16 protein-coding genes and 1 tRNA gene are annotated in these 14,530 nt (G+C 40.2%); 5 read left to right on the top strand and 12 right to left on the bottom strand.

The window, feature by feature from the left end:
* Positions 1 to 130 precede the first annotated feature (130 nt).
* Both JFC10_RS00150 and JFC10_RS00145 read left to right on the top strand, forming a co-directional pair.
* A tRNA-Val gene (locus JFC10_RS00150) sits at positions 131 to 207 on the top strand.
* A gap of 308 nt (positions 208 to 515) precedes the next feature.
* Entirely contained in the window at positions 516 to 1,811 is a 1,296-nt protein-coding gene (locus JFC10_RS00145) for a hypothetical protein (RefSeq protein ID WP_198331146.1), read from the top strand.
* A gap of 311 nt (positions 1,812 to 2,122) precedes the next feature.
* Here JFC10_RS00145 and JFC10_RS00140 read toward each other — a convergent pair whose 3' ends face one another.
* Positions 2,123 to 3,382 (bottom strand): MgtC/SapB family protein, encoded by a 1,260-nt coding sequence (locus tag JFC10_RS00140; RefSeq protein WP_198331145.1) that lies wholly within the window; start codon positions 3,380 to 3,382, stop codon positions 2,123 to 2,125.
* A gap of 77 nt (positions 3,383 to 3,459) precedes the next feature.
* Complete coding sequence (locus JFC10_RS00135) at positions 3,460 to 3,798, bottom strand: hypothetical protein (protein WP_198331144.1); 339 nt, start codon at positions 3,796 to 3,798, stop codon at positions 3,460 to 3,462.
* A 325-nt stretch (positions 3,799 to 4,123) separates the two neighbouring features.
* Here JFC10_RS00135 and JFC10_RS00130 point away from each other — a divergent pair, with 325 nt between their 5' ends.
* On the top strand, positions 4,124 to 4,717 hold the full coding sequence (locus JFC10_RS00130; protein ID WP_198331143.1) for a BLUF domain-containing protein: 594 nt from the start codon (positions 4,124 to 4,126) through the stop codon (positions 4,715 to 4,717).
* Between the two features lie 680 nt (positions 4,718 to 5,397).
* Here the strand turns inward: JFC10_RS00130 and JFC10_RS14965 are convergent.
* From JFC10_RS14965 to JFC10_RS00110, 5 genes are all read right to left on the bottom strand, one after another.
* Positions 5,398 to 5,646 carry a hypothetical protein gene (locus JFC10_RS14965; RefSeq protein ID WP_265089974.1) on the bottom strand — a complete coding sequence of 83 codons (249 nt, stop codon included), beginning with the start codon at positions 5,644 to 5,646 and terminating at the stop codon, positions 5,398 to 5,400.
* Between the two features lie 3 nt (positions 5,647 to 5,649).
* Positions 5,650 to 5,982 (bottom strand): hypothetical protein, encoded by a 333-nt coding sequence (locus tag JFC10_RS14960; protein WP_265089975.1) that lies wholly within the window; start codon positions 5,980 to 5,982, stop codon positions 5,650 to 5,652.
* 486 nt (positions 5,983 to 6,468) lie between these two features.
* The gene (locus JFC10_RS00120; protein ID WP_198331142.1) at positions 6,469 to 6,684 is read right to left on the bottom strand and encodes a hypothetical protein; all 216 of its coding nucleotides are present in this window, start codon (positions 6,682 to 6,684) and stop codon (positions 6,469 to 6,471) included.
* Positions 6,685 to 6,929: 245 nt separating this feature from the next.
* Positions 6,930 to 7,586, bottom strand: coding sequence for an IS1595 family transposase (locus JFC10_RS00115; protein ID WP_198331141.1), 657 nt, complete (start codon positions 7,584 to 7,586; stop codon positions 6,930 to 6,932).
* 39 nt (positions 7,587 to 7,625) lie between these two features.
* The gene (locus JFC10_RS00110) at positions 7,626 to 8,351 is read right to left on the bottom strand and encodes a GntR family transcriptional regulator (RefSeq protein ID WP_198331432.1); all 726 of its coding nucleotides are present in this window, start codon (positions 8,349 to 8,351) and stop codon (positions 7,626 to 7,628) included.
* A 163-nt stretch (positions 8,352 to 8,514) separates the two neighbouring features.
* Here JFC10_RS00110 and JFC10_RS00105 point away from each other — a divergent pair, with 163 nt between their 5' ends.
* Both JFC10_RS00105 and JFC10_RS00100 read left to right on the top strand, forming a co-directional pair.
* Complete coding sequence (locus JFC10_RS00105) at positions 8,515 to 9,804, top strand: SLC13 family permease (RefSeq protein WP_198331140.1); 1,290 nt, start codon at positions 8,515 to 8,517, stop codon at positions 9,802 to 9,804.
* Positions 9,805 to 9,828: 24 nt separating this feature from the next.
* Positions 9,829 to 10,629: an amidohydrolase family protein gene (locus tag JFC10_RS00100; RefSeq protein ID WP_198331139.1), complete on the top strand. Its 801-nt coding sequence runs from the start codon at positions 9,829 to 9,831 to the stop codon at positions 10,627 to 10,629.
* A 142-nt stretch (positions 10,630 to 10,771) separates the two neighbouring features.
* Here JFC10_RS00100 and JFC10_RS15100 read toward each other — a convergent pair whose 3' ends face one another.
* From JFC10_RS15100 to mdcG, 5 genes are all read right to left on the bottom strand, one after another.
* Positions 10,772 to 10,900 (bottom strand): DUF45 domain-containing protein, encoded by a 129-nt coding sequence (locus tag JFC10_RS15100; RefSeq protein ID WP_198331138.1) that lies wholly within the window; start codon positions 10,898 to 10,900, stop codon positions 10,772 to 10,774.
* Between the two features lie 246 nt (positions 10,901 to 11,146).
* On the bottom strand, positions 11,147 to 11,950 hold the full coding sequence (locus JFC10_RS00090) for a sulfite exporter TauE/SafE family protein (protein WP_198331137.1): 804 nt from the start codon (positions 11,948 to 11,950) through the stop codon (positions 11,147 to 11,149).
* A gap of 76 nt (positions 11,951 to 12,026) precedes the next feature.
* Positions 12,027 to 12,965 (bottom strand): malonate decarboxylase subunit epsilon, encoded by a 939-nt coding sequence (gene mdcH, locus JFC10_RS00085; RefSeq protein ID WP_198331136.1) that lies wholly within the window; start codon positions 12,963 to 12,965, stop codon positions 12,027 to 12,029.
* Entirely contained in the window at positions 12,943 to 13,824 is an 882-nt protein-coding gene (mdcB, locus tag JFC10_RS00080; protein ID WP_227685907.1) for a triphosphoribosyl-dephospho-CoA synthase MdcB, read from the bottom strand. The genes mdcH and mdcB overlap by 23 nt, the downstream gene beginning before the upstream one ends.
* Complete coding sequence (gene mdcG, locus JFC10_RS00075; RefSeq protein ID WP_198331134.1) at positions 13,757 to 14,482, bottom strand: malonate decarboxylase holo-[acyl-carrier-protein] synthase; 726 nt, start codon at positions 14,480 to 14,482, stop codon at positions 13,757 to 13,759. Before mdcG ends, mdcB begins: the two co-directional genes overlap by 68 nt.
* Between the last annotated feature and the right edge of the window lie 48 nt (positions 14,483 to 14,530).

Below are 14,530 nucleotides of genomic sequence, written 5' to 3'. Positions count from 1 at the left end.
TAACTACATAAAAACAATCTAATTTCGCTCCATATAAAAGCGTAATAATAAGTATTATGCTAATAAAAGAATTTTATTCGAAATAAAGCTTGCAAAATCCTCAAAACTTGCTAAAATGCTCAACCTAAATAGGCGTATAGCTCAGTTGGTTAGAGCGCTACCTTGACATGGTAGAGGTCAGCAGTTCGAGTCTGCTTATGCCTACCAAATATTTAGAAAGCCCCAGTCTAACGACTGGGGCTTTTTTTGTCTGCAAAATATGGGCTGTAGGGGAAAAGGAAACTATACATCGATTCAAATTTCCTCTTTTATCACTTTCGGCAAACGCTATCAAAAAACTTGTGTGCCCAATTTGGGCCTAAGTTGTGCCTGCTCTCTATTTCGCCTGTCTTTCAGAGTAGCACTTTCGACCTCTATCGTGAACTTCTAATTAATATTTATTTTTCGTTGTTCTCTGCTTTTATCTCTTCTATATATTCAAAAGTATCGAAATCAATCCTAGATGATTGATCGTTATGTATTTTGTACAAATTAATATCGGTGGCAACTCAAACAAATTTATCTTTACTTTATCATCAGATCAGCGCCCTATAGGTGATCATGTTCCCTTACAGTTACTCAAACGAGTCTTAAAAGACATATCGGTAGATGACAATGTGGCAGAGCATACCTTTCATGGATTTAGACATACGGCTGTGAGCAACCTATCTTTAGCACTATTAGATCATCCAGATCTCGTAGAGGCACTAACCGATTATGATAAAAGCGATATTTTACGCATCAAACATGGTTTATTGGGTGAGCATATTGATGCACAAGATCGTTGGTACGCTCTATCAGGTATTATGGGACATTTATCACCTGAGCGTAGCTTTGAGTATTACAACCATTTTGCCACTTTAATGGCGACCTATGCGCTTAGTAAAGCAAATATAACATTGCCAGAGCGAACGCTATATAACATAACAGGTTTTACTAATAAAAAGCTTAAGGAAAATAATGCGACTGTTAGTAATAGTAGCGTCAGCATATCTAGCATGCGTACACTTTTATTTAAAAAGATTATAGAAGGCAAACGCAAGTCACCGAAATTTACGATCGAAAGCTGTGATAAGCAATTTCTCTTGAGTACCAATACGCCAGCCACTGATGAATTGTTTGGTCGTTATGGTCTAAACCGAATTCAACTGCTATTACAGACCTATGATAAAAATATACCATTAGATAAAGCAGCCCAGTTGGCACATATTCCTATTCAAGATGCAAATATTTTAATAAAACGTGCCCGCGAGGTTGCCGACATCACTACCAAACGCGGTAAACCTCGTTTTGTAAAGCTCATAGACTCAGAAACTACTGTCTTAAGTCCACTGAACATTCAATACCAAAGTGATTTAAGATTACTATCGCTTTTGTTAAGTAACGCCTATCGTCTACGAGAAAAGTCAGGGTCTGACTGGACTTGGTTTATTGAGATATGTAGTCAAAAACTGTCTAATAGCAGAGCATATCTACCATTTGGAAAAAGAGATGAGAAAGAGTTGCAGCGGTTCATTGATATTGCCAAAAAACTGCTGCCTTTGAAACATTGGCTGACAAGTAGCAACGAAGCCTTGTTGATGAAAAATATGTCACCTACCGATTATCAAGATATTAAGCGACAGTCTAACAACTCGATAGAAGCTATTCATATCGGTATTGCTAGCCGAGATCCTAGAGATCAAACGAATAAATGGCAGTACTCGCCGCTACTACAGTTTTTTGTACATATGATGCTGATTACTGATGAATCGCTATCCATTGTGAATTAGGTTTTTGTATCAAATCCATTTACCATAACGTTTCTTGTGGGAACAAGTGCAACTCCCCCATGTGGGTACCATGATTTATAGGTAAATTACTGATATTTATATTATTAACTGTAGATTTTTGCTGTCAGTGTACATCACCGTGTGCTTGTTGATGATATTTCGAGGTGTTTTGATGGGTTCGGCCTCAAGTCGAGGGTGTGAAGCAGTTTACCTTAAAATTTTAGAAACGCTCTGACGTAAATGTGCATATGTTATTAGACCTTGTATCAGCATGAAAAATGTCCATTACCCCAATAAATTAGAGAAACTTTTTAATTATTCGTCATAGTATATATCAAGATAATTAAAACAGTCATGTGAATAATTTGGGTTGGAACAAAAGCAAGTGCGTATTGAAAGCCACCAGTAACTGCCGCATTAATTGATTTAGAAATTGCATGTGTAGCTAAACCTAATAATAAGGCGAGCAATAAAATATGGTTAGTTGGGTTCCCTTGCATTACTACGGCAGCCATTGCTGCATGCATCTCAAAGATAGAAGTAAGTACGGTTCCTGCAATAAGACCAGCGTCACCCAGCCATAAACTTAAACCATAAACAAGTACTTGAATAATAGTGAGTGTAGCTACAATGATACCTGCCTCTTTTAAACTAAACATGGGGGTATCAGCTAGCTCAACTTTCTCTCCGGATCGAGTTTTTCTCATCAACCATATTCCAGGAATAATTAAAATTATAATTGCAATAATAGATGGGAATAGTAAAATTTTAAGCCAAGTAAAACTTACACCTGCAACGATAATCAGAAGTTGCACCAATGTTGCGACACAGGATATAAGGGCAGCTCCAGCATTTTCTTTTGCATCTGCACGACCATGACGAACTTCTATTCCAAGGCTTGCAATCGTAGCTGTACTGGATACAAATCCTGATGCTAAAGCAGATAAAAACATAGCGTGGCGTGATGATAGAAGCCTCTTTGCCATATGTGCTAGTGCTTGAATTGTTAAAACCAATATCAATAATTTTAAAATAATATAAGGATTTAGTACTGAACCCCAAAGATCTCTATTGGGGGTTAAAGGAAGTGCAATTAAAAGTAAAGCAAGTAAAAAGATACCATCTTTGAATTCAAGCTCAGTAATCCATTTAATCGCTACTCCATGCATTGAATGCTTTGTCATTAGAAGGAAAGTAAGAACTACTGTAAGTGCAGCTGCATAAGAAATATCCCATAAACATAGTCCACCTATAAAATAGGTGAGTATAAAAGCAAGTTCAGTTGTTACACCTAGATCTTCAATTTGTTTATTAATAGAGATGATACTTATACCACCTACTATCAATGCCCCTATGAGTCCTATAAAAGAACCGAAAGAGAAACAAATTGCCCCTAATAGAGAGCAAATTGCAAAAGATCTAATACCTGCAAAGCTGTGTTGATTTTCACGTTGTTTGCTACGCTCTCTTTCTAGACCAATGAGTAGTCCACAGCCTAGTGCTGCAGTAACTGCATTAATTAAATTTTGGACAGGTTCAACCGTAAATGTATTAACAATTATAAAACTCATCCCGCTCTCCATGACCTCTGCTGCCAAATCCGTATCACTAAACTTGGAGAATTACTATCTTAAAATAGTCTGATTAATTAAAAGAAGAAGAATACTCCCATTCTTTTTTCATAAGCAACTTGGAACAAATCGTTGAGATTTCTAAGTAGTATATTTCTTGGATGTTTACCAAGATAACACTCCATAGAATCTTCTAAATTTTTTAGCTTATCCTCTAATACTTCTTCGGATTCGTAGTCATCAATTATCAATCCTAATTTATCATTTAGTTCAGCGAAAAATTCTATATCATATAATTCGTCAAATTCCTTCTCATTCAAATTATATTCAATTACATCATTATCTGTACATTTATCATAATCTAGTCTTTGCTCTGCCTCTTTTGAAGTTGGTACGACTATTAATCTGTCTTTCATAGCGTTCACTCTATATTTGCTAACCATTTATCATAACATCCGTTATGGGAATAAGATAAAAGTTATTAATGTGAAAGGTCAGCTGTATCTATAGAGCACTGTGAGTTATTGTATTAACGCATCAGTAGTGTTCAGGATTTATGGCGCTGACTGTATTCCACTATTTCTAAATTTGGACGTTTGATAGTATTTCTTGTACGCTAAGGTTATATAAATATCTACAAATATTTTATAATAGCAATCATAATATCCATAAAAACAACAAGTAACCTTTGATATGCATACCAAGATAAATATACACAGCCACGACAAACTAGAAGAATCTATGAGTGATACCCCGGCAAACGCGCTCATAAGATTGATCTACGTTAGTGGTGTCAATACCACCGATAGCTCAGTGTTTGCACATATACAGCGTCACTCAGAGTCTTTTAATAAAGAGAACAAGATCGTAGGGTTTTTGTGCAATAACAATGACAGCTTTTTGCAATGTCTAGAAGGCACAAAGGAGGTTGTTTCCTCCCTGATGCAAAGAATTTTTAAAGACGAAAACCATAAGGATGTGGATGTCGTTTTTTCTAAAGAGATCAGCGGTTATAGCTTTACAGATTGGCGTATGCACAGTATTAATCTCAATGACAGTAACTGGAAAAAGTTCTCAAAGCATACTCAGCTAAGTGATAGCTCCCCCTTCAAACCGCATCATTGGCCGAATTGGTTCGTCGATCATTTTATTGATACCGTAAAAACCATTGATTACTTCAACTTAGATAAAGACCTGATTACCTTTGATAAGCTAGGGTATTCCGATGTCCAAAAGACGTTGGTCAGTAATAATGTTTTGTTCTATATCTTTTTGAGCGTGTTGATCAGCTCTGCTGTAGTGATCTTGCTGTTTAGATATAATGTCATTGATTGATGCTAATCATTGCTTGAGATTAGGGCGTGTCCTCAGTCTGAACGAGAGCGCCTAAATGGGCTAAACATAGGCACATCAAGGCACGATGAGTCATAGGACAATATTCTTTCAGACTACGTTCGTGCCCGCACTCAAGCAGGGCTTTGTCTTGCACTCGGACAACGCCATGTGCTTTGATTATTTATTCATCACCACCCGTTTCTCCCTCATAAATAATACCTTCATCAGTGCCTTTTTTGCTGTAAATCGTCAAGCGTCGCCAATTTCTCTTATAATGCCAGACGATCCGTGCACACCGCGACTAGATTGATCTAGTTTTATCCCTCAAAGGCATCACTACGCTGCTCTTGATATTGTTCCGGTGTGACGGCATGGGAACCCATATTTATCAAAATGCTGGCTAAACTAAGTGATAAAACACTCAACGTGTGATTTGCGATGCGCGCTTTTGAAATACTTATAAACATAAGTCCACTATTAATATAATGGTGGACTTATGCTACCGATAGATGTTCAAAAAAAGCTATTTAAAAGCACTCCTAACAATAGTAGGTGTATTCATTACTATTTCGCTTATAATCTCTAGAAAACGATACTTCTCTACACGCTTATTAGCATATCTTATTTAATCGCTCACCATAACTACTCATCATTTATTTAAGAATATTTAACCCTTTATCTTACTTCCTTTGATAAATCCGTTCATACCTCATACACATAAACTGCAAAAAAGCCCCTATAGCTGCCACTATGCTTGCGCCTACTGGCAACGTCCGTACAGGAAGATTTAATACCAAAACCATACCTCCTAAGCCTGCTCTAATCGCGCCACCCAAATAAAGCGCAGATTCATTTAAGGCGACAGCGAAATTGCCATCCCCTCCAGACTCTCTAACGCCTATCAGTTGATTGTTCTGCGGTACTTGCAATCCCTAACCAACTGCGCCCCAAATAACAATCGGAACCATAGCAAACCAAGGATTCCAAAAGACAATGAAAGGTAGTAAAATTAAAGACAATGCCAATATCAGCATAATAAATAGCGTCATGAAAGGCGCTAAGAAGGTATACATACCAAGGCTGGCGATGGCCGCAAGCAAAGATACCAAAAGAATCACGAGGACTTGACGATCAAGCAGTAACGACATTTTTTTGCGTAGCACAATACTCTCTGAAATAGGCAATGTGGGTAATCGCCAAAACAGTCCTACAAAGGCAATAATGCCAAGTAACGTAACCAACCAAAACGCTGATGCCCAGCCCAAGCGCTAGGCGAAAACAATACCCAGAGCCCCCCCCCTAAGACCGTCTCTGCAGCCATACCACCTATGATAATAAAGATGGCTTTTGCTCGTCCAAATAGCTATATTGTAGCCACTGCCGCAATACCAACTGCTAAGTAAACGCCTGACCCAATACCTACTAATGCTCGAAAAATAAGTAACCAAGAAGAACTTGTTGATAAGGCGCTGGCCGCATTGCCGAGTACAAACAGATCAAGCGCCAGCAGAAATACTGAAGGCCAGTTCGATTATGGGAATAAGTCCAGCCGTGACATAAGACGCTATCCCCAATGCAAAAGCGCCTAGCGCAATCAAATACACCATAAGTGCATTGGTCTGAGTTGAACATACTTCAATGATGTTGGATGCAGACCGCCACTTGCGCCTAGTCGTCTTTGCGCAAAAATAGCTATTTAAAGAAACACTCACGCAAACTCATATTACCTGCAAATACTGCCAATACTTTATTCATGCGCTCGGTTCTCTATTAGGAATAACAATCGATGACCAATTGTCCGCGACTTCTTGTACCTTTGACGCCTGTACCGCTCTAAGATCGCGAGGATAATCTACCCCTTCAGCTTCCATGGCGCGGGTTGCATGAAACTGTCCGTTGGCGGCGCGAAGTATCCAGCTACCTTTTCTGCGGGCTTCGGACGCAAGATACGCGACCCATGATGCCACTTCAGAGGTCAGCAGTTCGAGTCTGCTTATGCCTACCAAATTTAGAAAGCCCCAATCTCACGATTGGGGCTTTTTTTGTCTGAAAAATATGGGCTGTAGAGGAAAATATTTACTCGTAACACTCTGTAATCATTACTACTCAGGCTCTTTTAAACTGCTCAAAAAAACGACGGTGACCAAATGGTAGCCAAAAAGTGACCAGCCTTTTAAAACACTCCAAATTAAAGGGCTGTAGTAGATAAGGATTAACTATCACACCATTTTCTCCGCATTTTAAGCTGACTAGATGGTGACCCGTAGTTGAATCTGAACTCACACTCTTTTAAAAATAGATGGAAGTTCTTCTTATCGATCCCATTATATTTTCTGAGTGTTCGTTTAGACTGATTCCACAAGTTCTCAATGCCATTGATGTGATTGTTTTTACCACAATTAAACTCTTTAGAGTGATTGACTCTGAAATGTTTAAACTCGCTCATATCTAAGGCATTGTAACTTAGATAGCTATCAGTATAAACAAAGCTGTCAGGCTTGATTTTACGCTTGATAACAGGCATTAGAGTAGTCTGTTTGGTGTCTGCTACGACAATGGTATAAACCTTACCATTTCGTTTTAGAATGCCAAATACGGCTGTTTTACCAGCAGCCTCGCGACCTCTCTTGCCTTTGCGTACGCCACCAAAGTAACTTTCATCTAATTCGACTTCACCATCAAAGAGCTCAACGGCTTCTAATGAGAGATGGTAATCTATCACAAGTCTAATTTTATGATAAAAAAGCGCAGCAGTGTTAGGTTGGATATTGAGCAAATCTGCGGCTGTTCTAGCGGTTACTGCAGCCGTGAAAAACGCTAAAAGCCTTCGCTGTACTTTTTTACTTAGTTTACAACGGGTTATCTTCATAAAAATAGTCTAGCATAGTGCTTATCTACTACAGCCCCATTAATTAATATGAACTTCATAACTAAAATTCTCTGCTAGACCGTAAGACTCTCTATATTCAATGGCTTCGCCTTTAAGATTTTTTGCGATACGGCAAACTTTTACTACACTTTGCTGCTCAGTATTATCTAAATATACATCACTATAGTCTTTTATGAATGACAGCTTTTCTACTGCTGATGAAACAAACTGTCCACATTTTTTATAGTAAAAAGGATATAAAAGGTTCTCAAAATCATCCTGAACTAATGTTAATAAATTATTAAATAAGCTTTGAGGTAACCAAATTTTTTCACTTAGAATGACTTTATCCTCCACCATACGTACGCGTTCGATATAGATTAAGCTGTCATTTTTACGTAGTTTTAATTTTTTATTAATGATGTCAACGGATGGTACAGACGCTATTTTTTTCACCAAACCAGTTGGCGTCACATAACCAGTTTCTTTGTCACGGAACTTAAAAAATCTTGATAAAGACGCCTCAAAGTTTGGCTGTTTTAAAAAAGTGCCTCGACCTTGCTGCTTGAATAACACACCATCTTCTACGAGTTTTTCAACGGCTTTACGGACTGTGCCTACTGACACTTGGTACCTGTCTGCCAGCTCTGATTCAGTAGGTAAAGGAGTATCTTTATCCCACTCGTTTTCAGTGAGTAAAACTTGTATTTGCCATCGCACTCGTTCATACCGTGGCATATTGAATTTCTGAAAATTCTCTAGCATTTCTGTATCCATAGTAGTACTCATCTATATCAGATCCCATCTTATACATTAAAAAACCATTTGACAACGCTCACTCAATGCGTCTTAATATGTGCATAAATTCATATATATGTTTGTATGTTTATATGTTTATAATATCACACAGCTAGGTCAGGGAGCAGACATGACGTTTTATATTCTAGCCGCTATCATAATTTCTATTTTCCTTGGGTACACTACGAAAATAAATATAGGCTTATTCGCTATTGTATTTTCATATCTGATTGGCTGTTTTGGTCTCGGACTTAAAGCGTCTGATATTATTGCCTTATGGCCTATCAAAATTTTCTTTATCATCTTTGCTGTCACATTATTTTATAACTTCTCTCTGGCAAACGGTGCTTTAGAGAAACTTTCAGGGCATCTGATATACAAATGTCGTAATTTTCCAGCGCTATTACCCTTAGTTGTATTCTTCGTAGCTACCATCATTTCTGGATTGGGAGCAGGCTACTATACAGTGCTAGCATTTATGGCACCCATGACCTTGCTGTTGTGCAAGAAAGCCAATATGAATATTGTGATCGCTGCTCTGGCCGTTAACTACGGCGCGTTAGCAGGTGCAAACTTCATGACGTCACAAAGCGGTGTAATTTTTAGAGGTCTTATGGATACGGCAGGTATAGCGGCAGACACTGCTTTTGCTTATTCATCAGGGGTGTTTGCTGCAACTTTTTTAATTCCTGTCGTTGTATTGGGTATTTATAGCTTAGTAAATGCTAAACACAATAAAGCAACTATTGATGCTGTGATGCCAGAACCTTTAGACAGCAAACAAAAAAAATCCCTCATGTTAATTTTTATCATGATGTCTATCGTGCTTATTGTACCGATTCTAAATATATTATTACCTCAAGTAGAAGCGATTGGCTTTTTAAATGCTCGTATTGATATTGGTTTTATCGCTATATTTTTTGCTATCATTAGTTTATTCATGAAATTAGGAGACGAGAAAACTGTAATAAGTTTAGTACCTTGGAGCACACTTATTATGATTTGCGGCGTAGGAATGCTAATAAGCCTAGGTGTGGAAGTGGGTGTTATAGATGAGCTCACTGAGTGGTTAAGCACAAACGTACCTATATGGCTGATACCTATATTAGTATTTATTATTAGTGCCATTATGTCGGTATTTGCAAGTACTCTTGGAGTAGTCGCACCTGCACTATTCCCTATTGTCCCTGCACTGGCCATTGCTTCGGGTCTGAATCCAGTATTACTCTTTGTTTGTATAGTTGTCGGTGCTCAAAGCTCCTCTATTTCTCCATTCTCATCTGGTGGTAGTTTAATATTAGGTTCGGCACCAGTAGATATTGACAAGAACAAACTCCTAAATGCTCTACTACTTAAAGCGGTTCCTATAGGTATTGTGGCAGGACTGATTGCAACTTTGATTATTCAGTTTATTTTCTAACCAATACTATAAAAAGGAGTTTCTATGAACTATATCGATGCACATGCTCATGCGTTTTCACACGAAGCCAACTTCGTACCCAATGCACGTTATACCCCAAACTACACTGCTAGTATAGAAGACTATATTAGATACCTAGACCTCAACGGCTTTAGTAAAGGGGTGATGGTCCAGCCAAGTTTTTATGGCACTGATAACAGTTATATGCTGTCGGCTATTTCAAAATATCCTGAACGACTAAAAGGTATTGCAGTACTAGACCCTAATACAAGTATCGATACTTTACGACATTTAGATGAACAAGGTATTGTCGGTATAAGACTCAATTTATTCGGCCTTAGCTGCCCTAATTTAACTGAACCTAAGTGGCAAGAGTTTTTAAATAATATTGCGGCTATGCACTGGCAAATAGAGATACATGCGCCAGCGGATTATTTAGTACAGTTACTGCCTATATTAGACCACTATTCAATCGATATTGTTATAGATCACTTTGGCAGATTTGATCCTACGTTAGGTGTCGACGATCTAAATTATCAACGCTTCTTAGAAATGCTTGACCCGAGTCAACACTGGGTCAAAGTATCTGCTTACTATCGCCTAGATAATGAATTAAATACTCAAAATGCGATTGATGCCTTTGAATTACTAAAAAAGTGCGGTATGGAAGACCGTCTGATCTGGGGAAGTGATTGGCCTCATACTCAGTATGAAAATAAAATGAGTTTTGACAAAGCACTTAAGGCTTTTAGAAAAATCGTCAACGATGACGCTTTGGTTACTAAGATACTAACCCAAAACAATGCGAACCTGTTTAAGTTCTAGATCAGCTTTATCAAAAGTAAAAAATCGATACTAAAAGGTATCGATTTTTTACTTATCTACTGCTATGTCCCATATTGTAATATGATCAACCTCATATAAAATGGATAGGTTTTCAGTATAATAGCGCACTACCTACCTACACTCACTCATTCAAATACCGCTCGGCAATGTGGCAAAGCTTATGCACTATCACCTCATCGCTGCATTCCTCTAGTGCTTTGATCACTTGGAGATGGAGTGTTGGCTGGTCTTTAGCCGAGCTGCTGCCCATTGTTTTTGATGACCGTCAGCTTAAATGGCAGCGTGTCATCTACCCATATATCGCCATATAAACGATTCGCCGCTCCCTTCGATGTACCAAATCATTCGACCCCGATGACTATCCGAGTTGCCCTCTCAGACAAAAAATCCCCAGTCGTTAAACTGAGAATTATGGTATTTGCTAAGTGAGTTTTGAGGTAATCGATTGCACATACGCCTAATTAATGTCTTTAATACAGATGAGCGCCTAAATTCACTACAACACTCCGATACCACTTAACAATAACTGCCCGCCAGCGAAAAGCAACAAGACGCCAAATGCGCGCTTCAGCGTCAAAGCGGGCAAGACATGCGCCAGTTTTGCCCCGACTTTTGCCATCGCAAAACTCGCCACTGAAATGCACAAAAAGCCCGTAATATGGATAAAACCTATCGTACCTTCAGGCATATTAACGACGTCTTGACCGAACCAAGCGAAGCCTGCTGCGCCAGCCAGCGCAATGGGCAAACCGCAGGCAGCAGAAGTGCCGACGGATTGCCGCATCGGTAATCCTGCCCAATTCAAAAATGGCACCGTCAAACTGCCACCACCGATACCAAAAATAGACGACGCCAGCCCAATACCCGTACCCGCACCAAACTGCACACCAGCATGTGGCAGCGGCCTATTTGGTTGCTCTTTATTCGATAAAAACAGCATTTTTAGCGCCATCAGTAGCGCGCCCACCCCGATAATCACTTGTAGCATCTGACCATCGATCATGTCGGCCACGCCAGCACCGACCAAACTGCCAATGACCAAGCCAAGCGCCATATGTCGCCAAATCTCCCAACGCACGCCGCCGCGCTTATTGTGCGCCATCAGTGAGCTCAGCGACGTCACTGCAATCGTGGCCAAAGAAGTTCCTATCGCCAAATGGGTAACGACTTCAGGAGGAAAATGATACGCCGTAAAAATCCACACGAGGACGGGCACAATAATCATGCCACCGCCCACACCAAACAAACCCGCACTAAGACCTGCGAACGCCCCAGCAATGACAAACCACACATACAACATGTAACGCCTACCTTTTTGTGATCATCAATCATAAATGAGTATGCAGCGCGAACCCATAACGACAACTTATTAAACCCTATCGGTTTCTATCGATCCATGCTTGTAGCCCATCGATATTACGAAAGTCATCCCAACTTCTACAGGGGATATGCGGTAGCACGTTATTGACCATTTTGGACAACGCACTACCCGGCCCTATTTCTATCACCATACTGGGCTGGTACTCTTCGATGGTCTCTAAGCACAGATACCAGTCTAAAGGGTGATCTATTTGCTGCGATAAGATGCGCAGACCTTGCTCACTGTCACTGTATCTGGTGCCATCAGTAGCACTAATAATCGGTGTCTTCATCGAAGGTAGCGTTAAAGACTGTGTATAGCTGGCAAAGGCCTCTGCCGCTTCTTGCATCATGACCGTATGCGAGGGCACAGATACTTTTAGCCGCTGCACATTTTGCGCGCCTAAATTTTGCGCAATGTCGGCAGCCTGCTCAAGATGCGCATGATTGCCCGCGATGATGAATTGATCTCGATTAATCTTAATAGACAAATGGGTCTGGCTCTGTGTAAGCAGCTCATCCATTTTACGATCAGGCACGCCTTTGATGGCCATCAGCCCACTCGACGCGGTTACTGCGTTTTGCATGACGCTGGCTCTTTGATGCACCAAATCTAAACCAGTGGCATAGGGGAGCTGACTACTACAACAAAAAGCACTGACCTCACCTAAGGAGTAACCTGCAAACGCCATTGGCGCATTAATCAGCCGCTGTAGCTGCTGCCAACGATAATACTGCAACGTATAAATAAACGGCTGCGCAATCTGGTTGTCAAACAGTCGCTCTTCAAACAGTCGGCTATCAAACGACTGGCTTTCATCATTATGCTCCGTAAATAAATCAGGCGCTACCGAGCTCAATAAAGACTGCTCATCAGGTGACATCTGACTCAGTATTTCGTCTAGATGCGCTTGGCTTTGTAGCCCCTGCCCACTAAATAGGATGATTAAATTCATTTTCCACCTTATATAAGAAGATCGTGACCGCGAGTAAATCGGCGCTGCCACCAGGGCTAAGGTTATGCTGCACAAAATACTGATTAATATGGCTTATTTGCTGTCGCCAATTATTTTGATGCACGCCGCCTGCTTGCAAAAACTGCGTGGCCAAGCGCTGCGCCATCTTTAAGTCTTCTATACCGCCGCGCCAGACGATATTGGTATCTGATAGCAGCGATATCAGTAGCATCAAGGTCTGCATGCTGGATTTTTCAAAGTCTTGGGTGCGATACATGGTGTCATAAAAACAAGGCAGTACTTGCGCTTGAATGACTTCAAAGCCATTCGCCACCATTTCAATCGCGCCGGTGATGCCATATTGTTTGAACATTTTTTGCCCATGGCTATTGGGATCTCGCGTTAATCGCGTGTGTAAATCAACCTGCCAGCGCTCCACTAATTGCGCACAAATATTGTGAGCGGTTAACGCTATGTCTGCTTGTATACATCGACCAATCGCAGCGCAAACAAAGCCCAAATTAAATATCGCGCCTTTATGAGTGTTGATATTATGGGTGGCCTGCCGCATTTTTGCTTCTTGATAAATACCTTGATTTTTGATGTCATCAAACGGGCTGTCGTTGTAACCAAACTGGCTTAAGGTGGCAAAATAGCCCTGTAACGACGTGATACTGTCTATAAAAGTCTGGTGGTTCATGTCGGTGTGGCTGCCATTACTTGACGGACAGACCAAACCCGGTTTATTTTCTAGACTCAACTCATCATATAGGGCTTCGCACACCAAGGCATCAATGTGCTGCCAAATCGCTTGCAGGGAGTGTTGCGGCGTTTGTGTTTGCGCTAATAAAGTGCTCATAGTCATCGGTATTCCATCCTAGTAATACGTCTATATTTTGTAGCTTGATATCATCCAAGGTCTTGACCAACACGTTTGAAATATCAAACATAATGGCGCAGGTCAGCTCGTTAAAAGAGACATCGTCGCATCCATGCAACCTGACCTCTCCATCGATTTTTAAATCAGCTAGCGTATTTGCCAGTCGAGTGAATGCGGCAAGTTCTAATAATATTGGCTCAATATGATCGCTATTGGCAACGATTAATAAATCTAAATCCGAGGTTGGTTTAACAAAAGATAATTCTGTGAAATATTGATTGGCAAAGGAGCCATAGACATGAACCGTACATCCTAAAAGGGTACAGCGCTCAATAAAATGTTGCGTCTGTTGTTGTATATCTTTAGGCAATTGCAGAACTAAAGTAGCAAGCGCTAGCGGTGCAGTAACGACTTGCGGAGGGTTAGGTAAAGTGAGTGCCAATCGGTATTTGCAACCATCTTCGATATAGCTGGTCGCCACTTTGGTGACGTTAGGCATATCTTGTCTACAAACGGTAAGTGGCTGCTGAGAGTGAATCATTTCCTCAACAGCCAGCGTCACAGAGGCAGGCAGGGAGTTATTCATAAAATCGTATGATTCATGCGTTTGTAAATAAACCAAATCATGACGCTGCATGGCACTCCCCTTGATAGCTTTTATACTTTTATTAGTAACGAACGCTGC

The organism is Psychrobacter aquimaris (assembly GCF_016107525.1).
GTDB lineage: Bacteria > Pseudomonadota > Gammaproteobacteria > Pseudomonadales > Moraxellaceae > Psychrobacter > Psychrobacter aquimaris.
This window is presented reverse-complemented; position numbering and strand designations above follow the sequence as displayed.